Origin of the sequence: Hyphomicrobium sp. GJ21 (genome assembly GCF_001006785.1) — a bacterium.
GTDB lineage: Bacteria > Pseudomonadota > Alphaproteobacteria > Rhizobiales > Hyphomicrobiaceae > Hyphomicrobium_B.
Window position 1 is genome coordinate 338869 of sequence record NZ_CDHO01000003.1, and the last position, 26018, is coordinate 364886.

At 55.7% G+C, this 26018-nt stretch carries 25 protein-coding genes; 12 read left to right on the top strand and 13 right to left on the bottom strand.

Annotation, left to right across the window (positions count from 1 at the left end):
- Positions 1-121 precede the first annotated feature (121 nt).
- Positions 122-1168: an alpha/beta fold hydrolase gene (locus HYPGJ_RS09935; RefSeq protein ID WP_046847060.1), complete on the top strand. Its 1047-nt coding sequence runs from the start codon at positions 122-124 to the stop codon at positions 1166-1168.
- A 21-nt stretch (positions 1169-1189) separates the two neighbouring features.
- Entirely contained in the window at positions 1190-1510 is a 321-nt protein-coding gene (locus tag HYPGJ_RS09940; protein WP_046847061.1) for a DUF1488 family protein, read from the top strand.
- Between the two features lie 88 nt (positions 1511-1598).
- On the opposite strand, the gene irrA is transcribed toward HYPGJ_RS09940, so the two are convergent.
- From irrA to HYPGJ_RS09965, 5 genes are all read right to left on the bottom strand, one after another.
- Positions 1599-2000, bottom strand: coding sequence for an iron response transcriptional regulator IrrA (gene irrA, locus HYPGJ_RS09945; protein WP_200185748.1), 402 nt, complete (start codon positions 1998-2000; stop codon positions 1599-1601).
- Positions 2001-2144: 144 nt separating this feature from the next.
- Positions 2145-3227, bottom strand: coding sequence for a 2Fe-2S iron-sulfur cluster binding domain-containing protein (locus tag HYPGJ_RS09950; protein WP_046847062.1), 1083 nt, complete (start codon positions 3225-3227; stop codon positions 2145-2147).
- Positions 3228-3262: 35 nt separating this feature from the next.
- Positions 3263-3664, bottom strand: coding sequence for a group 1 truncated hemoglobin (locus HYPGJ_RS09955; RefSeq protein ID WP_013214767.1), 402 nt, complete (start codon positions 3662-3664; stop codon positions 3263-3265).
- Between the two features lie 70 nt (positions 3665-3734).
- Positions 3735-5009: a fatty acid desaturase gene (locus HYPGJ_RS09960; protein ID WP_200185709.1), complete on the bottom strand. Its 1275-nt coding sequence runs from the start codon at positions 5007-5009 to the stop codon at positions 3735-3737.
- A 222-nt stretch (positions 5010-5231) separates the two neighbouring features.
- The gene (locus tag HYPGJ_RS09965) at positions 5232-5867 is read right to left on the bottom strand and encodes a peroxiredoxin (protein WP_046848292.1); all 636 of its coding nucleotides are present in this window, start codon (positions 5865-5867) and stop codon (positions 5232-5234) included.
- A 260-nt stretch (positions 5868-6127) separates the two neighbouring features.
- Between HYPGJ_RS09965 and HYPGJ_RS09970 the strand changes: the two genes are divergently transcribed.
- The 9 genes from HYPGJ_RS09970 (at position 6128) to HYPGJ_RS10010 (ending at position 14903) form a co-directional block, all read left to right on the top strand.
- Positions 6128-6751, top strand: a complete 624-nt coding sequence (locus HYPGJ_RS09970; RefSeq protein WP_046847063.1) for an NAD(P)H-dependent oxidoreductase — start codon at positions 6128-6130, stop codon at positions 6749-6751.
- Positions 6752-6941: 190 nt separating this feature from the next.
- Positions 6942-7220: a hypothetical protein gene (locus HYPGJ_RS09975; RefSeq protein ID WP_013214763.1), complete on the top strand. Its 279-nt coding sequence runs from the start codon at positions 6942-6944 to the stop codon at positions 7218-7220.
- A gap of 14 nt (positions 7221-7234) precedes the next feature.
- Entirely contained in the window at positions 7235-7537 is a 303-nt protein-coding gene (locus HYPGJ_RS09980) for a hypothetical protein (protein WP_046847064.1), read from the top strand.
- A gap of 84 nt (positions 7538-7621) precedes the next feature.
- Positions 7622-8788 carry an acyl-CoA dehydrogenase family protein gene (locus HYPGJ_RS09985; protein WP_046847065.1) on the top strand — a complete coding sequence of 389 codons (1167 nt, stop codon included), beginning with the start codon at positions 7622-7624 and terminating at the stop codon, positions 8786-8788.
- A 155-nt stretch (positions 8789-8943) separates the two neighbouring features.
- Positions 8944-11361 (top strand): PAS domain S-box protein, encoded by a 2418-nt coding sequence (locus tag HYPGJ_RS09990; protein ID WP_046848293.1) that lies wholly within the window; start codon positions 8944-8946, stop codon positions 11359-11361.
- Positions 11342-11965, top strand: a complete 624-nt coding sequence (locus HYPGJ_RS09995; RefSeq protein WP_013214759.1) for a response regulator — start codon at positions 11342-11344, stop codon at positions 11963-11965. The genes HYPGJ_RS09990 and HYPGJ_RS09995 overlap by 20 nt, the downstream gene beginning before the upstream one ends.
- A 463-nt stretch (positions 11966-12428) precedes the next feature.
- Positions 12429-13127, top strand: coding sequence for a substrate-binding domain-containing protein (locus HYPGJ_RS10000; protein WP_083984093.1), 699 nt, complete (start codon positions 12429-12431; stop codon positions 13125-13127).
- Between the two features lie 309 nt (positions 13128-13436).
- Entirely contained in the window at positions 13437-13991 is a 555-nt protein-coding gene (locus HYPGJ_RS10005; protein ID WP_046847067.1) for a hypothetical protein, read from the top strand.
- Positions 13992-14282: 291 nt separating this feature from the next.
- Positions 14283-14903 (top strand): response regulator transcription factor, encoded by a 621-nt coding sequence (locus HYPGJ_RS10010; protein WP_046847068.1) that lies wholly within the window; start codon positions 14283-14285, stop codon positions 14901-14903.
- A gap of 87 nt (positions 14904-14990) precedes the next feature.
- Here HYPGJ_RS10010 and HYPGJ_RS10015 read toward each other — a convergent pair whose 3' ends face one another.
- The 4 genes from HYPGJ_RS10015 to HYPGJ_RS10030 form a co-directional block, all read right to left on the bottom strand.
- A complete protein-coding gene (locus tag HYPGJ_RS10015; protein ID WP_052750862.1) occupies positions 14991-16052 on the bottom strand; it encodes an MBL fold metallo-hydrolase in 1062 nt (353 codons plus the stop codon).
- Positions 16053-16085: 33 nt separating this feature from the next.
- Complete coding sequence (locus HYPGJ_RS10020) at positions 16086-16880, bottom strand: sulfite exporter TauE/SafE family protein (RefSeq protein WP_046847069.1); 795 nt, start codon at positions 16878-16880, stop codon at positions 16086-16088.
- Between the two features lie 3 nt (positions 16881-16883).
- Entirely contained in the window at positions 16884-17333 is a 450-nt protein-coding gene (locus HYPGJ_RS10025) for a TIGR01244 family sulfur transferase (protein WP_046847070.1), read from the bottom strand.
- Positions 17334-17519: 186 nt separating this feature from the next.
- Complete coding sequence (locus HYPGJ_RS10030; protein ID WP_046847071.1) at positions 17520-18767, bottom strand: FAD/NAD(P)-binding oxidoreductase; 1248 nt, start codon at positions 18765-18767, stop codon at positions 17520-17522.
- 673 nt (positions 18768-19440) lie between these two features.
- On the opposite strand from HYPGJ_RS10030, the gene HYPGJ_RS10035 reads away from it, so the two are divergent.
- A complete protein-coding gene (locus HYPGJ_RS10035; RefSeq protein ID WP_052750863.1) occupies positions 19441-20391 on the top strand; it encodes a LysR family transcriptional regulator in 951 nt (316 codons plus the stop codon).
- Positions 20392-21121: 730 nt separating this feature from the next.
- On the opposite strand, the gene HYPGJ_RS10045 is transcribed toward HYPGJ_RS10035, so the two are convergent.
- The 4 genes from HYPGJ_RS10045 to soxZ form a co-directional block, all read right to left on the bottom strand.
- Positions 21122-21700, bottom strand: coding sequence for a TetR/AcrR family transcriptional regulator (locus HYPGJ_RS10045; RefSeq protein WP_046847073.1), 579 nt, complete (start codon positions 21698-21700; stop codon positions 21122-21124).
- Between the two features lie 254 nt (positions 21701-21954).
- Positions 21955-23427, bottom strand: a complete 1473-nt coding sequence (locus HYPGJ_RS10050) for a porin (protein ID WP_046847074.1) — start codon at positions 23425-23427, stop codon at positions 21955-21957.
- A gap of 510 nt (positions 23428-23937) precedes the next feature.
- Positions 23938-25626: a thiosulfohydrolase SoxB gene (soxB, locus tag HYPGJ_RS10055; RefSeq protein WP_046847075.1), complete on the bottom strand. Its 1689-nt coding sequence runs from the start codon at positions 25624-25626 to the stop codon at positions 23938-23940.
- Between the two features lie 42 nt (positions 25627-25668).
- Positions 25669-25998: a thiosulfate oxidation carrier complex protein SoxZ gene (gene soxZ / locus HYPGJ_RS10060; RefSeq protein WP_046847076.1), complete on the bottom strand. Its 330-nt coding sequence runs from the start codon at positions 25996-25998 to the stop codon at positions 25669-25671.
- Positions 25999-26018: the final 20 nt, after the last annotated feature.

Below are 26018 nucleotides of genomic sequence, written 5' to 3' on the forward strand. Positions count from 1 at the left end.
GAGCGATATTAAACGGACTGCGGAAGCGGCACAGTTCTTCTAAAAAATATACAGCGAGACGCAGCGCTCCGCGCTCGCCTGCGATGCTCCAGTTCAACAATAATATAAAACGGAACAACCGATGTCTGATCGCTCATACTATTCACAAGCGTTCCACGGGCCTTTCGAGACCTTCGATCTCGGCCACATCGATCTTGAGTCTGGCTATCGCCTGAGAGGCGCAAAGATCGCGTACCGAACCATTGGCTCGCTCGGCGCCGCCAAAGATAACGCGATCCTGTTTCCGACTTGGTATTCCGGAACATCCGGCATTATCGAGCAAGCATACGTCGGAAGCGGCCGCGCCCTCGATCCAGGCAAATATTTCATCATCATCGCCAATCAAATCGGAAATGGCCTGTCCTCCTCACCGAGCAACACGGCGGCACCATTCGGAGCAGCCGGATTTCCGAGCATCTCGATCGGCGACGACGTCAACGCACAGCACGCACTCCTTACAAGACACTTCGGCATCTCGGAACTTCAGCTCGTTCTCGGCGGATCGATGGGCGCGCAGCAGACCTACGAATGGGCCGTGCGCTATCCCGACTTCGTCAAACGCGCCGCACCCATCGCGGGCACGGCGAGAGCCACCGCTCACAACAAGCTTCTCGTACATACATTTATCGATGCAATCACCAGCGATCCCAATTGGAATTCCGGATCGTATGCGCAGAGCAGCTCCGTGCATCGGGGCCTCAGCCGGCACGCCCGGGCATTCGCCGCATCCGGCTTCACGCCCAAGCTCTATGCGACCGAAGGCTGGCGCGGCATCGGATTTACATCATCCGACGATTTCATAACCGCATTCGTGGAAGCACATTTCGCGCCGCAGGATGCCAACAATTTGCTTGTCATGCTACGTAAATGGCAGAACGGCGACGCCAGCCGAAACACGGGCGGCTGCCTGAAAACGGCATTGTCGAAAATCACCGCGCGGGTGTCTGTGTTGGCGATCGAGGAAGATCACTTCTTCCCGCTCGCGGACATCGAAGCCGAGCAACAGATGATCGCAAGCAGCGAGCTTAAAAAGATTTCGTCGCCTTGGGGCCACCTCGCTCTGTTTGGGACGGATCCCGCATACAATCTCGCGATCGATACGCATCTCAGCGCACTACTGTCCGCCTAACGAAAGAGCCATCTACGTTCAATGCTACGAAAACTTCTCAACCGCCCAGCGCAACGCAAGGGCACAGACGATCCAGCGCAACCTCTTTTGCCAACGACTGAGGCTATCGAAGTCGACGGCTTGGCCGTGCGTTGGATCATGACCGACGGCAAGAAGAATATCGTATGCTGGGCGCGCGCCGCGGCGCTCGAAAAGCTTGAGGCAAACCCAGACCTCGAAAAGGCTTCGTATCTGGAAGCCTTCCATCGGCATCGGCCAAAATTCGAAGCCGCTGCTGCCGCGATCCACAAGCGAGGATTGCTCGACGGCAACGCAATTGTCGTACGGAAAGAAAACGTCTAGCCCGCGTTTGAGAAACCAATAGCGGCATTTGACTAGAACGCGTACCCACAAACAAAAATGGGAGCCCTTCGGCTCCCATTTCTTTAGCTCATGTTCCCTGTCGTTTCAGGCGAACAACGATCTCCACGCGGGAAATGACCATCCCCTCTGGAACCGCTGGCAACTTACCGATCGAGATCGAAGCGTCGTCGATATCATCGATATAGTTTTCGTCTTCGAAAAAGAGATGATGATGCTCGGAAATGTTGGTGTCGTACCAGGATTTCTGGCCTTCGATGCCGAGCTTGCGGATCAATCCAGCTGTCACGAACTGCTGCAGCGTATTGTAGACGGTCGCAAGCGAAACCGGAATCTTGCTTCCCATCGCTTCATCGTACAACGCATCCGCGGTGAAGTGGCGATCTCCGTTTCCGAATAGAAGCTGCGCCAGCTCGACGCGCTGCCTCGTAATCCGCATCCCGGCGTCTTGAAGCTTGCGGCTGACGTCCATCGACTTGCAAACATCAGAGCACGGAACGCAATTCTTGCAGGCTTCCTTCAACGAACACCCAAATGCACTTTCCACCCCCGAAGCCATCTTCTCGCTGTATGTCATGGCACAAATCCTAATTCTCGAGTGCGTGTAGACGTATGCTCAGGCTCGTCCGGCCGGCATGGATGAGGAATCGAGAAACTTATCGAAAAAGATCTGCGATTCCTTGAGACCCATCGCCTTCAGGCGATCAACGGCGGCGTCGATCATTACCGGCGGTCCACAAAGATATGCTTGACTGCTCTGCGGCTCGAGCATGTCGAGCTTGATGGCGTCCGGACAGTTGCCAACCGCGCCGTTCCAGCCGCTTTCGTTCGTCTCGACCGACAACACCGGGACAAACTGGAACTTGCCCTTGGCCTTCGATGCAAACTTTTCAATGTCGTCGAGGCAATACAGATCTTTCTGCGTCCGTGCGCCGAAGATCAACGTGATATCGATCGAACGCCCCTCGTTTTCGATTTGCTGAAGAAGCGCGCGAATGGGCGCAAGTCCGCTTCCGCCTGCGATGAGCAAGATGGGGCCCGACGATTGGCGCAGGTAGAACGCGCCGTGCGGCCCGTCGAGGACAACCTTTTCACCAACCCGATCCGCGGCGTGCAGCCATTCCGTCAACGCACCATTCTTCACGCGCCGGACGAAGAAGCTGACCTGGTTTGGACTCTCGTTGTTCGGAGCCTTCGAGAACGAATACGAACGCGCACGCTCGACGACGCCTGGCAGCAGCACATCCGCATACTGTCCTGCAAGGTAGTCTTTGAATTCGCCATCGAGCTCGATTTGCACCTCGAGGATATCGTGCGTCAGCGGACTGAGACGCGCGATCTTTCCGTTAAGCTTGCGGCTTTTGGCGAGATCAACGCCATCGGCACCGTCGAGCGTTTCGAGTTCGACCTCGATGTCGCTCTTCAACATCGTCTGGCAGGCGAGGATATAACCCGCGTCCAGATCTTCGCCGGAAAGAACGTAGCTGAAGTCGGCGAGCGGCTTGATCTGACCACTCGCCAGACGACATTTGCATGTGCCGCAGCTGCCGACGCGGCAGCTGTAGGGCCACTTAATTCCTGCCTCGAGAGCTGCCTTTAGAAGATTTTCCGACGATCCACTTTTGACAGTTATGACCTGTCCGGAAGGTTGAATCGTTGCAGAAAACGGTCCTTTATTTTTCTTGAAGAAGCCGAACATCAATGCAAGTCCCGATGGGAATTAAGAGGCGTGGATCAGAGATGGACAACGTCCGATTTCAGCGAGTAGAGGATCGCAAGAATTTCATCTCTCTCTCGTTTTCCGACATTGCACTTCTCAAGAGCGTCGAGCACGTCATCGCATGCAGCGACGAACTCTTCCGCGTTGATGTTCATGCCCTTGTGCGCGGCTTTCATTTCCTGGCCGCTGTAGGTTTCCGGCCCGCCAAACCCGGCGCAGCACATTTCCGTCACTAGCCGCTTCACCTTGACTGGATCGCTATTGACGTAGCGCTGCTTGATGGTCGGGTTCGATGTATGATTGCTCCAGATGACTTCGACGATACCTTCAATCCCGGAACGGCGGCCTAGACGATCATAGAGAGACGCATTGGCCCCCGCATCGTTGCTGGTTGCGACGGCTGCTTCACTGCCCATTTTTAATTTCCTCCCGAGTGACGACCCGCCGTGAAGCGGATCGTCGTTGGATGTTTTTTACAGGCGATAGTTAGGCGTAGGTGACTTCGAGGTACTTGCCATCGACCTTGTTCGGATCGAGGTCATAGCCAACCGCTTTGTTGATCTTGGCGGCAATCTTGCGCTCCTCGGGCGACGCGAAATCGCGATCCCAGATGGCAAGCTTGCGACGCATGATGTAGTGCCAAAGCGGAGGAACGAGTGCGATCATGAACTCCGTGTAGTAGCCGATGCGTGCGTTCGGAGCTCCGGTCGGAGGTCCACCAACGCCAGTCAGCTCCCAGAAGTGCGTCTCACCGCGATCGTGGTGGTCCGCCTGACGGCCGATTTCGATGAACGCCCAGCCCGTGAAGAGCGTGTCGTTATCCCACGAATGGCGATACTCGATCGGCTCGCCCTTCACGCGGATCAGACCGTAGTGCTCCATGTAGTTCAGCGCTTCGAGCTCGAAGTTCGAGATGATCCAGACGATGAGCATGATGCCGAGGCCGATCATGACGCCGTGGAGATCGCCGGTAGCTGCGTAACCTGCGTAACTGAACAGTGCGACTGTCGGCAGGCTCATCAGATAGCCGCGAATCCAGCGGTTGGAGAACGACAGGAACGACTTGCCCATACGCTTCAGGCGCTTGGCTTCGGTCATGATGCCGAAATATGACTGACCGACGTGCGAGACGAGGAAGTGCGTGTAGATCGAGCGTCCGCGCGGGGCCGTTGCCGGATCCGTGTCATCGCCCATCTTGTTGTTCTCCGGGCCAAGCCATGCGCGGCCGAGCTCGAGATGGTGATTGTAAACGTGAGCGAAGCAGAAGTGCGCCGTTCCCGAAAGCGCCATCATCCAGCGCGAGACCAGGAAGCCGAAGCCCTTGGTATGAGCAAGCTCATGGCCGAAAATGATGCCAAGACCCTGGTGCATACCCGCGCCGATCGTGGCGGCGATGAGCGTCAGACCGTCGATGCCATTGGTATATTCGATACCGTTCCAGGTCATCGTCTCGATCGGCACGCCAGCCGCGTACTGATAGACGCGCCAGGCAAGAGCCAGCTGCAAGCCGATGAAATTCAACAGCTGAAGGTACATCATGAAGTTGAGTACCGCCGGAACGCCGCTCGGCGAACCGTCGTCATTGGAAGCGGCGCCGCGCAGATGCAGACCCGACGTCAGCGTATCGAGCAGGATGTTCATGCCGAAGATCGCAAGACCCAGCCATGCCCAGTATCCGCCAAGCAAAAGACCTATCGTGCACGCCAACACACCTATAGGCGTGTAAAGATAGACAAGATGGCCGAATATCAGCTTTCTCATTTCCTTCTCCCTTTGAGATATGGACTTTATTATTGATAATCTTCGCCAATCACGAGCCGCTGACAGACTCGGAATTGATCAAACAGACTTCATATTTTTGAGTGTATCTTTGGGAATTTTAGAATCTATCCGTGAGATTACGCGCAATTAGGCGGTTTAATTACGCGGCGCGCGCGATGAACGAAAACGCGCGCGCCCGCTTTTTCTCACGCTGCCCTCAGCTCAGCCTTCCGGAAGATCGACGATGCGAAGATAGGGCTTCAGCTCTTTCCAGCCCTGCGGAAACATCGTTTTCGCCTTCTCGTTAGAGATGCTCGGCGGAATGATCGCCGGCTGTCCCTTTTCCCAGTTCACCGGCGTCGCGACGTGGAACTTGTCCGACGTTTGCAAGCTGTCGACGACGCGCAGGATTTCCTGGAAGTTCCTGCCGGCGCTCGGCGGATACGTCATCGTCAGACGGATCTTCTTGTTGGGATCGATAACGAAAACCGTGCGAACCGTGATCGTCGGATCGCACTCCGGATGAACCATATTGTAGAGGTTGCTCACCGTCTTATCTTCGTCGGCAAGAACCGGGAAATTCAAACATTGGCCCTGCGTTTCTTCGATATCTTTTTCCCAGCCGACGTGATTTTCGCCGCTATCCACCGAGAGGCCGATAACCTTTACGTTGCGCTTCTCCCACTCCGGCATTAACCGCGCAGCTTGCGCGAGTTCCGTCGTGCACACCGGCGTGTAGTCTTTCGGATGGCTGAACAAGATACCCCAGGAATCGCCCAGCCACTTGTGGAATTCGATTTTGCCCCTGCTGCTTTCCTGCGTGAAGTCCGGCGCTGTCTGGCCGAGCATGATCGTCATTTCGTACACTTAGCTCCCATAGTCACTGATGATTTCGCCGCCGAGCGAATCCAAGACACAACCGCCTCACCATCTGAGTGGCAGGCCCGTTTTGGATAGCATCGCCTACGAAGAAGCGACCATCCGTTAGACTACGCGGCATCAAGTAGTTGCACGCTCTCCCGCCTCCCAACGCCATATGCTTTCGTGGAACGGCACTAACTTGAAGTCGCGTGCCGCAGCTTCCGGGAAGGCAAACCAACAAACATTTGGGGAGAGAAATGACCCGAGTTCTTTACATTCAAGCTTCACCCAGGGGCGCGCGCTCCGCCTCCGCGCAAGTCGCGCAGGCCTACATCGATGCATTGAAGAAGAAAGGTGATGTGAACGTCGATCTACTCGACGTCTGGAAAGACGATTTGCCGGCTTTCGACGGCCCTGCTCTGGAAGCGAAATATGCTGGACTTTCCGGCCAAACTCTCGACGAGGCGCAGAAAGCGGCCTGGGTCGCGATAAGTTCGCTTGGTGCCCGTTTCCGCGACGCCGACGAGATCGTTCTGTCGGTTCCGATGTGGAATTTCGGCGTTCCCTATAAGCTGAAACAGCTTATCGACTTGGTCACGCAAAAAGACGTCACCTTTACCTTCGACGAGAACGGTTTCGGCGGAATGCTGAAGAAGCAAAAGGCCGTCGTCGTCTGCGCGCGAGGGCTCGAATATGTCGAGGGAACGCCGGTCTCTGAAGAAAACCTCGACTACCAGAAAGCCTACCTGATTTCCTGGCTCTCCTTCCTCGGCGTCGGCGAAATCAAAACCATCACGGTCGAGAAGACACTGATGGGCGCCGACGCAAGCTCGGCCGCATTGGCATCGGGCATCGCGGAAGCGACGGCTATGGCTGCCTGATTGATGTGCCATGCCTGTGGTCATGGCTCAGCAAGGGGCGGATCCCGCGCATTCAGGACGTACTTTTACGTATACCGCCTGCGCGCCGCCTAGATAAAACTCGCCTGATATCGACGGATCCCGATCTCAGAAAATGCATCTGCGCTTAACAGCGAATTTCGCGAACAAAGAAGATAGGGAGAGAAATACAATGTTGGAGAAGGCACTCCAGAGGGACGCGGAATCCCGGTACTTCGAAAAGGAAATCAAAAAGTTCGGTGAAGTGCTTATGGCAGAGCCGGCTCTTGTCGAGAAGCTTGATACGACGCCGACGAAAAGCGCATTCATCGACATGTACTGCGATCTCGCAAAGGAGCGCGGCATCAGCTTCTCCAAGTCTGATCTGCTCATTGCGGTCCAAGAGCAGAAGCAGGGTCAGGATTGGATCATCCCCAAGAAGGTCCTTCGGATGATCGCGGACCGGTTCTAATTGGAGAGATTGAGATGAGCGACGAAATCAAGACCAACACAGGCCGAACGGTAGGAACCTGGAACGGAGAGTCGGCACAAGACCTGCTGCGCGAATTGACCCGCATCAGACAGGCCCTTGCGACTGAAAAAAGCTCTGAAAAGATCGTACCGCGCGAAATGCCCCATCGCGATCAGCTGCCGGAAGATCTTAAAAATTTCAATGCCTACCCGCTATGGGGATGTGATAAGAAAGGTTCCTGCGTCGTCGGCGCCGGCGCCAACCGCATCGAACCAGTCGAAAAAGTTCTGTCGTTCTCGCTGGTCGAACATCACTGACGCCGATTGCGGCCTAAGCAAAACAATGGAGAGGGGCGGCGCTTCTCTCCTTTAATTGAGTCAACATTCCGAAAGCACTCTTGCATGAATCCCTGGCAAGGCGGCGGTTCAGCATTTCTGAAGAAGGCTGAAGAGATTGCGAAAGATGTTCTTGCAGCCGAAGCGCCAAGAATAGATCGCGATGCGACTTGGCCTGAGAAAGGCTTGAGGACGCTGCTCTCCGAAGGCTTTGGTGGCCTTGTCGTTCCAAGGCAATACGGCGGCAAGGGACAGGGCTTGCTGATGCTCGCCCGCGTCTGCGAAATCCTAAGCAAGGAATGTCCTTCGACCGGCATCTGCTTCGGGATGCATTGCGTTGCGACCTCCGTCATGTCCGTCAACGCCACGGACGCTCAGCGCGAGAACTTCCTCAACCCCATTTGCGAGGGCAAACACATTACCTCCCTCTCGCTGAGCGAGTTGGGAACCGGTATCCACTTCTACCTACCGCAGACGAGTTTGACTGCCGTTTCGCCGGATTGCTATTCGCTGACCGGCTCGAAGGTCTTCGTGACCAATGGCGCTCACGCCGACTCCTATGTGGTCTCCGCCGTCGCAGGCGATCGCGGAGCCCCGGCGGGTCAATTCTCGTGCGTCGTCATCCCGAATAATTCCGAAGGACTGACCTGGGGCAAGCCTTGGGACGGCATCGGCATGCGTGGCAACTCTTCCCGCACCATGACCTTGCAAGACGTCCGCATCCCGCGCGCCAATCTTCTCGGACGCGAAGGCGATCAGATCTGGTACATCTTCAACGTCATCACACCGTTCTTCCTTGTCGCCATGGCCGCCACGTATCTCGGCGTGTCCGACAGCGCCCTCAATGAAGCGCGGACGCATGTGATGCGACGCCAGCACGTGCATACCGGTGGGCTTTCGGGCGCGCCGGTCATACAGCATCGCTTCGGCAAGCTGTGGGGAATGCTCGATCGCACGCGTCGCCTTGTCTACGGGGCCGCGGCAAGCTTCGACAACGGCGATCCGGATGCGCTCATCTCGATCATGGCCAGCAAAGCCGAAGTAGCGGATAGCGCCGTCGAGATCGTCAATGAGGCCATGACGCTCACCGGCGGCCGCGGCTATTCCGAAGGATCGAAACTGTCGCGACACCTGCGCGACGTGCGAGCCGTCCATTTGATGTCGCCTACGACAGATCTCCTTCGAACCTGGATTGGAAGATCTCTCCTCGGCGTTCCACTCCTCGCGGACTGAGTCCTCATTGAACGGCCTGTCGATGGACCTCACAAACGACCGGCGGAGCACGGCGGATAAGCGGGCGAGACATGTCCTTCAATAATCTCGGCTCAGACGTTAATATTCGCCGCCTAGGAATTGGCTCCCGCAGCGACGTGTGCAACCTGCTTTTTGTGAGCGTTGCCCGCGACCTCGCCTTCAATCTCTCGAACAACCTTTCCAAACTCCATCGCATCGAATTCATCTCGGATGATAATCAGCTCGTCGCCAAAGTTCAGGCGCGACCCGAGACGATCGATGTGGTGCTCATCGGCGCGGAGCTCAATAACCCGCTCGGCTGGGCGCAGCGTATCCATACTATGGATAAGCATTTGCCGATCGTGATCCTGGGCTCGGCGGCGAAATGCGGGCAACTTCGCCGCGATCTGATGTTCAGTCCTTTCGTCGGACATGAAATCGTTGTCTGGCCGACAACCGATATCGATGGCCTCACGGACGTTCTGGTCGACGCCGCGCAACGGCGGCAACAGCGGCAGCTCTATCAAGAAGCGGTCATTGCCAACGCGCACGCCCAGATCGAAGTTCTGCCGCTACTGCAGCCCGAAACGGCCGAATACATCGAGGGTCTTTTCGACCACGAACCGATCGGCGTCCTCGCTACCGATCCCGACGGTACGACCATCACCATCAATCGCCAGGCGCGGCACATTCTGCAATTGCCCGAGGACAGCGCGCTCGGGACACCGCTCCCAAAGCTCTTTCCAAAAGAGGAACGCGCACGCGTTTCCAAACTGCTCGCTGCCGCAAACCAAGCGAACGGCAGGTTGCCTCCCGAGCTGTTCGAGTTCCCGATCGAAGGCGGGCGGTCATGCTTCGTCGAAGTAACGGCATCGTCTTTTTCTCATCCTCGCGGCAGGCGTGGCGCGATGTTTGTTTTGCAGGAGGTAACTCTCCGCATTCAGGCTGAAAAGCAGCGCACCGAAGCCGTCGTCGAACTGCGTCTGATCGCGACCGCACTCGCCGCGCTTCACGACATCAATGCCGGAAACGACAATCTTTCCGAGAAAATACGACACTCGCTTCACCTCGGATGCGAGCAATTTGGACTCCCGATCGGCTTGGTCTCGCGCGTCGAAGCCAACAGCTTCAACATTGTCGAATCCGTTTCCGACAATCCGCGATTTGCAGCTGGCCGCGTGCTTAAACTCAACCGCACATACTGCGCGACCGCAATCGACTCGAGCGAACCCATCGCATTCGGCCATGCTGGGTCCACGCCCTGGCGAGAGCACTCGTCGTACAAAGACTCGCGCTTGGAATCCTATATCGGCGTCCGAATTATCGTCGGAAACACGCTGTACGGCACCCTGTGCTTCATGGGCGAAGAACCTCGCCGCATCCCCTTCTCCGCCGCCGAACGCGAAATCGTGAAATTGATCGCGCGATGGATTGCTGGCGAGTTGCTTCGCGAACGCTCGGAAGCTCATATGCGCAAGTTATCGAGCGCAATAGAGCAGGCCGCCGACGCTGTCATCATCACCGATCCCGCCGGCAAGATCGAATACGTAAACCCGTCCTTCGAAGTCCTGACGGGCTACACGCGCGACGAAGTAACGGGCAATAAAGCCCACTTTTTACAGTGCGATGAGGAAGTCCAGGAAGAGTTATGGACGGCCATCCAAAACGGCAACATCTATCGGTTTCTGCTCAGTAATAAAACCAAGAATGGCCGTCTCTATCATGAGCAGATGACCGTCAGCCCCCTCAAGGACAACAAAGGAACGACGGCTCATCTCATCGCGACGGGACAGGACGTCACTGCGCTGATCGAAGCAAAAGAGCAGGACCGCAAACGCCAGGCGGAACTCGCGCACGCCGGTCGCCTCAGCACGCTCGGCGGCATGGTGTCCGGGCTTGCTCACGAACTCAACCAACCGCTTTGCGCAATCATGACGTATGCGCAGACCTGCGTACGCAAAATGCAGGCCGGCGACGCACGTCTCGAGGATCTCCAGCACGGACTTGACCAAATCGTCCGCCAGGCCCAGCGTGCCGACGAAATATTCATGCGCATCCGAAACTTTTCAAAGAAAAGTCAGATCCGCCGCCAGCGCGCGAGCATCCAGGAAATCATTGAGACGACGCTTGGCTTCATAAAATCAGAGATTGCTCACAATCAGATCAAGCTGCAGGTGAAATTTCTGAAGGAGAAGCGCCTTGTTTTCGCTGACAGCATTCAGATCCAGCAGGTCCTGCTGAATTTGGTGCGTAACAGCGTCGACGCACTCTCGACAGTGACCCGCAAGAAGAAAGAAATTTCGATCACGGTTACGTCGGAAGGATCGCACTTTACCAAAATTGTTATCGCCGACACCGGATGCGGCTGTCCCCCGCAGGAGCTGCAGCGCCTTTTCGACCCTTTTTTCACAACGAAAGAAGCCGGCCTCGGCGTCGGTTTGAGCATCAGCCAAGGCATTATAGAAGATCACGGCGGCAAGCTCTGGCTCGAAAATTCATCCGCAAAAGGCTCAACATTCTGCCTTACGATCCCCAACTGGAGAAACTCGGACAATGCAAACCGAGCATCCTAAGAAACCGGCACACACCGTTTTCATCGTCGACGATGACCCAGCCGTGCGCGACGCCATCCGTTGGCTCATGGAACAGGTCAAGCTAAAGACACAGGTCTATTCGTCAGCAGACGAATTTCTCGCGAGCTACGTTCCGGGAGTTCGAGGGTGCTTAATTCTCGATATTCGCATGCCCGGCATGAGCGGCTTGGAACTGCAAGAGAAGCTCAACGCCGCTGGCGCGCTCATTCCCATCATTATCGTCACCGGCCACGGCGACGTTTCCATCGCCGTCCGCGCGATGAAGGCCGGTGCTGTCGAGTTTCTGCAGAAGCCGTTCACCGATCAGCTGCTGCTGGATACGGTCCAATCGGCGCTCACGAAATACAGCGCAATCTGGGATCAGGAAGCCCGCCGCGAAAAATCCAATAAAAGCCTCGCGTCCCTGACCAGCCGCGAGCGCGAAGTTTTGGGATTGATGCGAGCAGGAAAGCCGAACAAAGTCATCGCTTCCATACTCAATATATCAGTCCGAACGGTGGAAGGTCACCGCGCAACGATCATGAGCAAGACGGGATCGCGATCGCTCGGAGAATTATTCGAGATGTTGCACTCGCATTCATAGCGTCAATATATGCAGGCGCACTGCAGCAAAAACGAGATGGACGTGCGGTCAGCCATGCATAGGCGCATAACACCGACGACTTAAAAGAAGCGCATATTTTTCAGTATACTGCACGAATATGGATTACCAGCGCACACGACTTAGGCGGCATTCTGCCCGACGTTGCGCCGCCCAGTACGTACGCGCCCGCGGGTTTTTCCGGGCTTTGACGTGCACATTTCATGACCCATGCTACAATACTTCTAAATTATTGCGGTCGTTCTTAGGCATTGCGGTTTCTCTTCGAGCCGCACACCCGATCGACGATCAAAGATCTGAGGAAAGCCGCTCACGGATTCATTGAACGCTACCAAAAATATCACCTGCGCATTTCCGATAATGAGCCGAATTTGCAAAGCAGACACACCCTCGACTCCAACAACAAGCCAGCTCTCCAAAATCAATAAGGCGGCACTTCACCCGAATGAGCGCAACAGCACAGATAGGAGTGACAACACTCATCGGCGCCGAGCGAGCAGAAGTGATATTTTCCCGCTTTAAAGCCAAGCATCCGGACGTGGCTCTAGAGTATCGCGAAGGGTGCGTCGAGGAGCTTCAAAACATGTTCAAGCTTCGACAAGCGGATCTTATCATTGTACCGCACGACACCGATTTTGAACTCGATGCCGACATCCTGCGCCTGCCGCTCATGCTTGAGCAATTGTTCTTTATTCCACGCTTTTCCGAACGCAGCCGATGGGAAGCCATGGAATGCGTGACGGTCAGCGACATCGCTGCGGAAGCCTTCGTATTGCTTCCGGATAATTGCGGCCTGACGCGAACGACGCGCCATCTTTTCCGCTCACAAGGCCATGCCATTAACGCCTACGAACACCGTGCCACAGGCTATCAATCAATGCTCGATTTTGTCGACGCGTCTCTTTGCTCCGTGACACTGCCCGAGTCAAAAATAAGGGACTACCCCGGCACTGTGATCCCGATTGTCGACAACGGCCGCCCCGTCGCGATCGAATACATTGTTTTTGGACAAGCATCGAATCTGCCACGCAAGAAATTCACGGAACTATGGGACTGCCTGCTCGAAAGCAAACTGACCGTCACGCGGCCGTCGCCGTGCAGCACCACCCGTGCTTTTTCTGGAATAAAGTCTGCAACGAACTAGACGTTCGCGTCTGCATTTCATTTCCAAAATTTTGAAACGCGCGCCACTCGGACGCAGAACTTCGCGCTTTCCGAGAACAGTATTTATACGCTGCATTCCGCGTGTTCTTCACGTGTGAACCTGGCTCTTTTTTTCGACTAACATTCGACGATGACCGCCGGGACGGACAGATTTTCCCGTCGTCGAAGGTCATGTCTGAAGCACGCAATAGCGAGCCCCTCCTCCCAAGATCGATACCTCTCGATTTCAATCGTGAGGGCTGAGGGAAAGCGCCAGCGGAACAAACAAATATTCGGAGGAGACAATTTGATGAAGCGTAGATTAGCACTCGCAATCGCCATCGGCATTGCGGCGCCGTCACTCGCTTTTGCCCATGGCCTCGTTCGCACCGATGAAGAGCTGATCAAAGTTCTGCAGACGGCCGCACCGGCAAAAATCGTCGCCAATGCTACGATTATGAATACCGCAGCCGACGGCACCATGAAGGTCATCCAAAAAGGCACCAACGGCTGGACATGCATGGATCCCGGTACGCATCACACGGGCGAACCGATGTGCGCTGACGCAGCCGCGATGGCCTGGGCCGACGCTTGGCAAAACAAAAAGCCGCCGACTGCCGCAGTCGGATTCATGTACATGCTCAATGGCGATAGCGGCGTGAGCAACACAGATCCGTATGACCACAACACCGAGGCGACGCCGACGAACAATTGGATTCAGACCGGTCCGCACGTCATGATCGTTGGAACGGACGCAAAGACGATGCTGGAAACCTATCCGCGCGATGCCAAGGCGGACCCAACCGTGCCTTATGTGATGTGGCCCGGCACGCCATACGAGCATCTGATGCTGCCGCTCAAATAATATCGGCTTTCAGGTAACTCCCGCTTCATCGCATTGCCGGCTTTGCTGCCGGCAGTGCGTTTTTATTTCAGCAATCAAAAATTGGTTGCACGACTCTCAAGCCGCGTAATTTTTAGTCAGCACACGTATTTATCGCACAGACGACAGTCATCAATTTATTCTCGGAATAAAGCCATTAGAACTTTCAATTTGCGCTTCGCCCCAACTCTTAAGTATTTGCGCTAGGTCAAACCGCCATTCCATCATCCCTCGCTTGTAATACGCAACGGGGCTTCCCGGACTCCGTAGTCAATGAATCTTCTGGTCGTCGAGAGCCATCCCATCATCGTGCTGGGATACCGAAGCATATTCGAGCAAAATCCCGCCGTGTCGCTCTACGACGCGCGAACGATCGTCGAAGCGCGCCCGATGATCGCAAAGCTCCGCCCAGACGTAATCATCATCAACGCCCAGCTTCCGGACGGCTCCGGATTTGATTTCGTTCGCAGGCTGACGAAGCAGAGGCCCAAGCTCAGATCGCTCATCTTTTCGATGCGCGACGATCCCTACTTGGTGATGCGCGCAATCGACTGCGGCGCAAAAGGCTTTTTCAGCAAACGCAGCTCCAACGACGAAATTCGCTCAGCGGTCGACGCTGTCGGCAACGGCAAGACCTGGATCGGCGAAGAATTGATCCAGCAGATCGCATTTACCAGAATAGCCCAGCAGAAATATCATTCTCACTTCACGCGCCGCGAGAAAAACGTACTCAGTCTTCTTCTCAACGGATGCAGTTCCACGCAGATCGCGGCGGAGCTGAACATTTCCTCGACGTTGGTTTCGGGAGATTGCGAAGCTATGCGGAAAAAGCTCAACGCGCGAACGACCGCTGAGATGCTGTCGATCGCTGTCCGCTCCGATCTTAATCTGTGAGTTTCTGAGCAGGACAAGTTGGCGCTGACTGCCTTGGCCAACCCAAATAACTGAGTGGCATTAGCCGCCCGCTCTCGCTCAACAAAGCTAGTGCGCAGTTCTATTTCGCGACCGGCCGCCGAAATTTATCAGCATATCGCGTCTGATCTTGCGATAGCCATCAGCGTCTTGACTATCCATCGCCTGCCGCTCAAGCCGATCCATGCTTGCGCGCCGTGGATTTGCCCCGAGATCGATCACCGACCCCAATCCAGCATACAGATATCGGCTTCCGAAGCTGCTCGAGAGAGCCGCGAACGCCGGCTCGCCCGTGCAGTGGCCGGGCGCGACCCATTGCACGCGATACTGTTCATGAAGCAAGAACGTCAGCCGCGCAATTTCCGCATCCGGCGCCGTCGCCAAATGCATTCCGCCCAAGATTATATGAATGCGTTTGTCGATCGAGACTGCCGCTTCAACGATCCGGTCAATCCCAGGGTGCGAACACCCGACAATGAGAGTCAAGCCCTCGGGTGTTCCGATCGCGAGCGATAACTCTCTCAGTTCCAGCGTTCCCGGCTTATCCGAAACGAGAGAAATCAGCGAAATATCTGGGATAATCTCAAGCGTGTCGTCAACGAGTTGAATATTCGCCTTGGGCCATGCTGTTCCGAACCGCATCGTCGTCGGAGGCGCGCCATTGTAATATCGTTGCTCTGGAGCGAGCGCCGGCGCCTTTCGGTAAAAGCTCGACGGCAAGGAAGAACCGAACACGCCGAACGCCTCCTTCGGCGCATAGATCTTCACTTCCGGATTGACTGACAGAACATACGACAGGCCACCCATGTGGTCACTGTGACGATGCGAAATGACTACGAAATCGAGCCGCGATAGGTCGACGCCTTTTGCCTTCACGTTCCGCTCGAGAACAGTCGGATCGTTGCCCGTATCGAACAGAATGCGCTTGCCGTTGATTTCGATGAGGGCCGCATAACCCCAATCCTTCTCAAGCAACGGATCTTTTCCGAAGGCGTCATAGAGCACCGTCAACCGTGGTGCTTTGACCGGATCGTTGGGGGATTGCGCGATGTTGATTTCGGCGTTCGCCTGCTCCGATGCGATACAGCAGATCGCGAGAAGTAAAGCCATCCTCACAATCTGCCAGAGCATCACATTCCTCCATCGCGAAGCTGGCGGCACTTCCTAACTGCCGAGATTCTGCCAGCCGCGCACAATAACGTAGCTTCCGACGACTGCGATAATGAAAGCGAAGACCTGTGTGAGGAGCGACTTATGAGGCGCCAGCGCGGTTGCCAAGCGCCGCCCGAAAACACCACCAACAATCCCGCCAACGATGAACCACGCGGCGAGCGGCCAATCCACCAAACCCGACAAAGCGTAATTGAAAGCCGTCGTCGTTCCAAAAGCCACGACGGAAACGAGGGACGACCCGATCGCAAAGATCAAAGGCATATCGGTCGCGGCCATCAAGCCGGGCACCACAAGAAACCCGCCGCCTATTCCGAAAAAGCCCGACATCAGGCCGACGCCGGAGCCGTTAAGAAGTAGCAGCGGAAGCAAGCTCTTCGCGCTGGTCTTGTTCAAGCATACGTCCGGATTGCCGTCGGCTCTCTTCTTGAACACCATGAAGGCGGCGATAACCACCATCAGGATTCCAAACAACAGGAGCAAATGCTGTCCGTTGAACGTCTTTCCCAACGACGATCCGATCGCAGCTCCCACCACACCAGCGCTCGCGAAAACCAACGCGCACGGCCATTTCACTTTGTTTTGCCGCGCATGCCCGATCAGTCCCGCGAGAGCACTGAGCGCGACAGCCACCGCGCTTGTACCTATGGCTATGTGAGGAGACTGCACGCCAACGACGTAGACGAGCAACGGTACCGCAAGAACGGATCCACCGCCGCCGATCAGACCAAGAACGAAACCTACCAAAGTGCCAGACAACGTCGCCAAAGGGTCGAAGGAAAAAAACATTTCCTAGCCTTCGACGTTTTGAGCGAGGCGCTGCGACGCGATCTCCTGCAATCGCGTCTCGATATTTTTCAGGTCGTATCCCGCGGCATTTGCCTGAGCCGCGATTTCTTCCAGCGGCCGGCTCGCCGCTTCCGATAGTGCCCACAAAAACGTCGATCTTGTGCCGGTACGGCAGTACGCGAGAATAGGCTTGGGGAGCGCAGCGAGGGCCAGCCGAAACGCCGAAACATCGTCGGGCGCAATCTTGCTTCCAACGACAGGGATGTAGCGAACCTCCATCCCGTTCCGATGCGCTTCCCGACTGATATCTGCGAACGAGGTTTGATCGGGAGCTTCGCCATCAGGTCGATTTGCTATGATCGATCGAAAACCGCGCGCCGCCAGCGTTTCGAGATCGCCCGGAGAAATTTGCGCCGATACGAATAAGTTTTCGCCGAGCTCTTTTATTTCCATCGGTCTAGCCTCACGTGCTCTTCATATGGTCGATGTTGTCGGTGATCTCGGCATCCGAAGCGCCCTTGTGAGACAAGAGCCGTTATGTCGAGAGACGGCGGAAGCGACGCAGATCGGGCGCAATCGAGCAGACATTGATTGCAAACGAGTGGTCGTCGCATTCGACGGTCAGCGGTTTGCGTCGCCCTACGGCCGGATCGCCGGCTTAGCCAGCCACTCATGCCCCTTCAGCATGCCATTCCAGTACACGGACGGCAGAACATGGGCTTTGAGCCACCAGGCCGTGCGCGTCGGCCGCGTGCCTTTGAGAAGCGAAGGAGGAAATGTCGGAGCGAGTTTGCCGCCGTAGCAGAATTCCGCGAGCACGATCTTGCCGCGCTCAACGGTAAGCGGGCACGCACCATAGCCGTCGTAAATCGCCGATCCGCGACCGATGCCCATGTCGGACAGCACATTGTAGGCAACGACTGGACCCTGCTTTCGCGCTGCCGCCACCGTCTTTGCATTCGGCGTATTGGTGACGTCGCCCAACCCATAAATGTTGGAGAACTTCTTGTGCCGAAGCGTTTGCTGATCGACATCCATCCATCCCGCCTGATCGGCGAGCGGACTCTCACGGATAAAATCGGGCGCCGTCTGCGGCGGCACGACATGCAGAAAATCAAACTTGGTTTCGACGACGGACTTCGACCCGTCTGCCGCGCTCTTTTGGAACCATGCGGTCTTCGCCGGTCCGTCCACGCGGATCAGCGTCTCGCCGAAACGAAGGTTGGAGCCGTAGCGCGACACGTATTCCATCAGCGCCGGCACGTAATCTGCTACGCCGAATAGCACGCCTCCGGCGTTGCAAAAATCGATCGAAACGTCTTTGAGGCGACCTTTGCGTCTCCAATGATCGGCAGATAGATACATCGCCTTCTGAGGGGCGCCCGCACATTTGATCGGCATGCCCGGCTGCGTGAAGACAGCGTGACCGGCCTTCATTTCCTGCACCAATCTCCAAGTATAAGGCGCAAGATCATACCGATAATTGGACGTCACACCGTTGCTGCCGAGAGAATCGCGCAGCCCGTCGACGCCATCCCAATTAAGCTTGAGCCCCGGCGACACGATCAGTCGATCGTATTGCACCTTCGAACCGGAACCGAGCACGACCGAATTGTTGGCCGGATCGAACGTAACAACCGTATCTTTGACCCACTTTACCCCTTTCGGAATCATGTTCGCCATCGACCGCCGCGTGTCGGCGATCGAAAAAATACCGCCGCCCACCATCGTCCAACCGGGTTGATAGTAGTGAACGTCTGTCGGCTCGATGATCGTGATTTCCAAGCTCCGCTGCCGCGCCAGCAAACTGGCGGCAACGGATATGCCTCCGGATCCTCCGCCCACAATAACAATACGGTTCGGAGTCGAGACGCGCGCGTTTTGCATGATAAAATTCCGGGTTCGTTAGATGTGAGCTGCGCCTTACAAATATCGTTGGCGCGATGATTTAAAGTGAAGCCCGAATTACTCCATGCCTCGAGCAGCGGACGCGCGCATAATAGGCGGGGATTCCGGAACGCGTAACTCAATCGAAAAAATATAGGCTTGATCTATTTCAGAAATAGATCACTCGCTCAAATGAGCTGCACTCCGGCACAATGAGCAAAGCGGAGCTGACACTACCGTTCACAGCATTCGCAGAGTCTGAATTTGGATTGTGGCGTTCGCGTTCTCTGCAATGAGACGGAACTTCACCCGCGCGCGTATCAAAAATGCGTGTTAAGAGCATACGCTCATACAATGGCGATTGCCGGAAACCTCAACATGCTTTCACCGCCGATCGCGCCGCCAGGTCCGCCACACATCTTCCGCTCGACAGTGAATCTCGTGGTCACAACGATGAGTAGCACATAAAACGCCCACAACTGAAAATGCGTGATCGCGACTTAGGGATACTCCTAAGTGACCACGTGAAAACACCTAGTCGTCTACATTTTGTTTGACTTCGCGGTCCATTTTCCGGCCCTATAAATCATAGATTTTTTGTCTGCGCCGGGCGACTTGCGACAGCGATTTCGACAACACGTGGTGTTGTGATTTTCATACCAGAGGGTTTTCCATGAATCTGCAGCAACTCAGGTATGTTCGCGCCCTCGTCGAAGAAAAATCCTTCGTCGCTGCTGCCGCGCGCTGTTCCGTGACGCAGCCCACATTATCGAACGGCATTGCTCAGCTCGAAACAGAGCTCGGCCAGAGAATTTTCCGGCGAACGACACGAAGCCTGTCGTTGACCCCGGTCGGCGAACGCCTCTTGCCGGCAGTGCTGGAAACGCTCAAGTCATTCGACAAAATCAAAGAACTCGCATCGCAGGCCAGACCGGGTCAACGTTGCGTGCACGTCGGCTTCTCGCCGGTCGTCGGCATAGCTCAAGCAGAAGAATCGCTGAGAGCATTCAGAAAGAAATGCCCGGACGTCGAGATCGTCTATCGCGAAGGCAATCTTCAAGCGATCAGTGAATCGCTCAAATCCGGCGATTTGGATTTGGTGATGGCTCCGCTGAATTTGGAGGCGTGTCAGCTTAGCAATTGCGTATATCGACTTCTCTGCAGCGAACCGCTGATGTTCGTTCCCAAGAAGTCCGATGCCACCCGCTGGCGGAGCCGGACGCAAGTTCGTCTGGAAGAGATCGCCGAGGATACGTTTGTCCTTGTTCCGAACGTGTGCGGACTGACCCAGGTCACGCGCCAGCACTTCGAAAAGGCATCTCTCAGACTCCGGCGCTATCCCGGCGAGGCAAGCAGCTATGCCACCGTTGAAGAATGGGCCGGCTTGAGCCTTGGATCAGCCATATTACCGGCATCGAAGGTCGCGAACGGCATGAACGGCGTCGATCCTATAGCGATCATGGAGAACGGAAAGCCGCTGACGATCGACTACTACGCACTCGGCAAGCCCAATACGGTTTCTCCCGCGGTGTTTACAGAGTTGTGGAGCATGCTTCAGCAGTTCAATCCAGTGGTCGCTGCAAAAGATCCCGAGGCCGATTACGTGCTCGATTGGGCAGTGTAAAATTTTAGCGGCTACCGCGCCCGATGTACTTTTCCCGCACAAATGCTTCGCCCGACGCTACTCCCGTGACAGTGAAAAAGCGTCAGTTGCGCCCATCTTCGTTTCTACCAAGGAGGTGTGGACGAAAACGATGGCAAGACAGGCGCAACTGACGAGGCGGTGGAGAGCGTGACGACGGGTGAAGCTTCGCCTCCAGCCACCAATTGTAGTGACGACGTCCGGTCGCCGGATAATGCGAATCCAATTCAAAAATTTCGGGTGACGTGCGCGACCGCGTCTTAGATCACTGATGCTGCCAACGAAATTTGCGCTCAGTTCGCTGGAATGGACGCGTACGCGGCAAAAATTGAAGCCAACATCGATGGCTCGTCGAGCTCGACTGTCGGTCCGCCGAACGGTGTCGAAAAAGCAATTAGTGAACCGCCTAATATAAGAAATTTTCTCAAGTTTCCTCGCATAATCCGATGCGTGAACGGCTCGCGCAAATTTTGTTTCATGCCATCGCATGCATGAACCAGCTGCGACACTCTAGCTCCGCATCGCCGGCGTCAGAAAATTTTCTTTGAGAATGTTTGTTATTTCACTGGCCTATAGGCCAGAACGACCGTGTACGCATCATCACGAGACATACGATGTTACGGTTGAGCGGAAATGCTTATTGCAACGAAGGAACGGCCGCCGTCGGCGCCGATCGAAAGAATTGCGAATAAGTCATGCGTCCGTCGGCAAATCAATCGAGCGGAAATGCTAAACTATCGATTGCCTGCTTCGCTGCTGGCCGGATGACGGAAGGATCCTTCAGCGCCCAGGCGACGAGACTGGCGCCCTGCAATGTACTCAACAGAACTGTCGCCGAACGCCGTGCCTTCAAGTTGTCCCTGAACTCGCCGGCCTCCAGTCCTTGCTCCAAAATCTCCTCGAGCCAATCGAGATGGATATTGAAGAACTTCTTCACGCGAGCTTGCATCGAAGGCGGCAACTGAGCCGCGTCGGCTGCAAGCGCGCCGCACAGAGGCATCAGGCCATCACGCAGCCCACCGGAAAAGAAATCCGAATAGGACAGCAGCTTGCTTTTTGCGCTCGCACGTTTCTCGGACAATGACTGCAGTTCAAGTTCAAATCGCGCAAGATAAGCATCGATTAGTGCCGCGCCCAACACCTCCTTCGTCGGAAAGTGATGATGAATGCTGGCCTTTCTGATCCCGACGCGTTCCGAAAGATCGGCATAACTGAACGCAGCATAGCCCCGCGTGCGGATAAGGACCTCCGCTTCCGCAAGCAGCGCTGATTTTGTATCCTGGGAAACCATGCATCTGCCTACCAACAGGTAGACAGCGGGTCAAGTTGTGCCAGCATTCAGGCGCGAGCCTCAAATCCCCAACAAGCTCGAAGCATCGAAACAAAAAAGGGAGGAGTTGGAACTCCTCCCTCAAGTTTGGACGTGGAACGAAGCCGTGGAGTGGTACGAGGAAACTTATTGCGTGAGTTTAGATAGAAAGCGTTCAGGGGAAGACAAGTAGGAGGCGTGCTGCAAATTGGCAGACTTGCAGCACGCCGATGGCATCAGAAGTTGATCATGCCGCCTGCAGTCACAACGCTAAGATTGTTGAGGTTATCGAGCTGGTTTCTAGCAACACCTGGGCCCGACACGCTGGGATCATAGTTCTTGTAGTTGACCCAGAGTGACATCGCGGCCGCGTCAATTTCCTGAACGGCACCAAGACCCCACTGCGTGAGACTGCTTCCGGTAACGCCGAAGCCGAGAAGAGCCTCATGGAACATATTGTTGCGCTCACCGTACTCGCCGTAGAGCACGGTATGACCGAGCGGATTCCACTTCTGGCGGATACCGCCTTTCAGATACCAGTTGTCGCCGCTCGGCTGGTTCGCTGTGATGAACGCGGCCGTTCCCGGTCCGCCAGCGCTAACGGTATCAAGCAGCGCTGGATTATAGATGTTGTTATTCCATTCCTTGCCGTAGGCACCGTAGACGAACAAGCCGGTTGCGACATGCTCGACGTAAGCACCGAGCTGCAGGTAGTTGGCATCGGTTTTGAGAGGCGTGAAGAAGCTCAGACCGACCGCATCGTTAAACCCCGGAGAGTTGTTTTCGTCTCCGTTATGAAGATACGAGACGACGCCAGCCACTTTGAAGCCGCCGACCTGGCCGCTGTAGTTTCCGGTCACATCCCAGAAGTCGTCCTCGCCCCAGCTTGCGGAGATCGAGAAGCCGGCAAGCGTCGGCGAGTCGTACCGCACCCCGTTCAGTGGGATCGCGTTACAATCGCCGGCGACGGGCAACTGCGTCGAGCCGCACCACATCAGAGCGCCGGTCGGCATACCAAAGTTGGCAGTCGGGCCCGAATTGCCGGTGCCAAAGTTGTTCGGCAACATAAGCTGCGTTTTACCTCTGGCGAGGTTCACAGCCATGCCGTCCAGCGGCACCCAGTTCGCTTGCACAAGCGAGCCTGAACCATCGACGAGCGCCGCTGCATGCGACGAGGACTGTGGAATGGCGCCGACGCTCACCTTACCAAGCTGCTCGCTCTTCAAGTACCAGAACGAATACAGGACATCGACCGAGTTCCGGACGAACTCGCCGTTGTTTTTGACAATATGCAAACCAGACGGACCGTCCGCACCAGTTGACGTATTTCCGACCGTCAGCGGATCAGAGGAACCGACTTCGAGCTGAAGAACGTATCCGGCGCTCCAATCTTTGGTGATCTGCGCTGCGCCGGTGAATGTAACATGGGAGTTCAACGTCGAGCCAACGCCAGTGATGTAAGCGTTGCTGGCCGCGCCGTTATCGACCCACATGATCTGATTCGCGACAGAGCCCGTTACCGTCAACGAGACCTTGCGATTGCCTTTGCGCGCCGTGGTTGCTTCAAGCTCCGCAATCCGCTCTTCGAGATCGGCGCAGCAATTCCCGCCGAGATCCGCAGCATTCGCTGACATCGAGCCGAGAACGCCGCCCGCAATTGCAAGCCCGGCAGCGGCGGCCACGCACCGCGTACTTAGAAGTTTCACCATTAAGTCCCCCTTTTTTTAGTTTGAGTTCTTGCATTTCGAAGTTCGCCTACAGAAAGGGAAACTCCGTGAGAATGAGGTTAGGGCGGCATAATCAATCGAAATACATAATCAGTACGCATTACATCGCACATATCACAGCAGCAACGATTTGTCGATATCCAAAAGTCGCCTTACGCCGCAATTTACCTCTGCATTGTCGACGATTGAGCACACAGATTTCTCAATGAAATAAGTCTGATAAGAAAAACGCATCGATCCGCGGCAATGTTGACATAAATCAACACGACTAATTCATTCAGAGAATGAATTTGATAGATTTTGAAAATATATCGCTGAAGCTATTGAGACTTGAGGAAGGCCTCAAAGGTGTCTGCAACGGGAGATTCGCTCTAGCGCATCGCCAAGGCTAAAAATGTCCAGCGCCTCGGGAAAAGCAGAACTCCCTGCGCTCCCACTTTCCGCAAAAAATGAGAGAACACAGACGCGACACTTCGCTGTCTGCGGAACGACCTACTCTTTCACCCGCACATACGAGGGCGAAGAAATATCGACGGTCTTCTTATCGGAGATGTAATTCGCGACGACATCCCATATCGCCGGACCCTCCGCATCCTGATTGATGCTTGCCCAGCCGCCAACCAGATAGTCTTTCGTTGCCTCTATCGGCTTACCCGTCTTGAGATGCGTGAGATTCGAAATTCTGCGTCCCATACCTTCAGACACGTCGATCGTGTAGCTGATACCACCACATCGCACCATATCGCCGCCCTGCTGATAGTAGGGATCGGGGTTGAAGATATTATCGGCGACGTCCTCGAGCACAGCCTTGAGGCGTTCGCCGCTCATCTTCATCCGATAGCACGCGGGATAAGTCATCGCCGTCGCGTTCGTGATGTCCTCGAATGTGATAGGCGATTCCGGAAGGATGCTCGGCCCCCACCTGAACCCCGGCGAAAGCGCGATCTCGACATCCCGCTGCGCAAGAATCGCGTCGCAGATCATGGCGTCGAGCGTTCCGTCGAAAGTTCCACGACGATAAAGCAGACTGTTGGCATGCCCCAGATTGCGCTCAAGCTCCGTCTTGTATGGCGCGCGCGATGTTTCAATCGCCGCGCGAACGGCGGGATCGGGAGTGATGGCATCAGAAAAAATCGGGATTAGACGATAGCTGAAGTTCGCGATCTTCTTATCCTGAACATCGAGATCCAACCGGGAAACGAACTTTCCGTTGGAACCGGACGCCACGATAAGCGTCTGACCTACCTTCGTGAGCTGCGGGATCGCATCATGCGTGTGACCCGCGAGAATGACATCAATTCCCGGAACCTTCTCAGCGAGCTTGCGATCGACGTCGAACCCGTTGTGAGACAGCATGACGATGAGGTCGGCGCCGCCCGAACGCAGAGCCTCGACCTCCGCGGCAATCTCTCTCTCACGAATTCCAAACGACCAATTCGGGAACATCCAGCGCGGGTTCGCGATCGGAGTGAACGGGAACGCCTGTCCCACGACGCCGATTCTAACGCCGTTACGCTCAAAAACGTGGGACGCTTCGAATACCTTTTCTTCAAACTCGGTGTCGCGAACATTCTGGGCAAGGAAGGGGAAGCCGAGCTTGTCAATGATCTCGCGAACCCGCTGCTCGCCGAGTGTGAATTCCCAATGCGCAGTCATCGCATCCGGCTTCAACAGGCTCATCGCGTCGATGACGTCCTGGCCCTGAGTTTTCAGCGACACCCAACTGTTGGTCCAGGTATCGCCGCCGTCAAGGAACAGCATCCGATCGCCGCGTTCGGCACGAATGGCATTGACGACTGTCGCAACCCGGTCGAGCCCGCCCATCGCGCCGTACGACTTCGCAAGCTCCTTGAAGTCATCGGACGTCAACGCGTAGGCGAGCGCCGAGTTTGCATCGATCCCGAATTGCTTGCGAAATTCCGCATCGACGATATGGGGCGGAATGCCCTTGGCGGCCCCGACCCCAATATTGAACGACGGCTCGCGGAAATATATCGGCATCACCTGCGCATGCAGGTCCGTCAGGTGAACGAGAGTGACATTTCCGACGCTGTCGAACTTCAGCAGCTCGTCCTGCGTCAGCTTCGCGCCGGCCGCGAGCGCCCGAACGGAAAGGCCCGCGCGTGACGCAACGACAGCAGCTACAGAAGCAGCCGCGATGAACTCCCGGCGCGAAACCATTCCCAATCCCCAATCTGCTACACCGCGACGACGCCGAGCCCGTCAGCTCACCGAAACCTGCTGCTCGGCTTTGTAAATCGTTCCGTCGTCGTCGATCCAAGCGAACTCGAAAAGTCCGCTTTCCGGCACGCGCACAAAAAACGACTGGTAAGGATTGGCCGAAATCGCGGGATACCAGTCGACGCTCAGGATTTCCTTGCCGTTGAAGGAGGCCGTGAACTTATTGATGATGTGCCTCGGCACCAATTTGCCGGCACTGTCCTTGCGCTGACCACTTTCCATCGGGTGACTGATCAACGTCTTCACTTCGATGATATCGCCGGCTTTCGCGGTCGCTGGCATACGCACGCGGGGCTTAACATTGGCTGCCATGATTATGGTCCCTGAAGAGT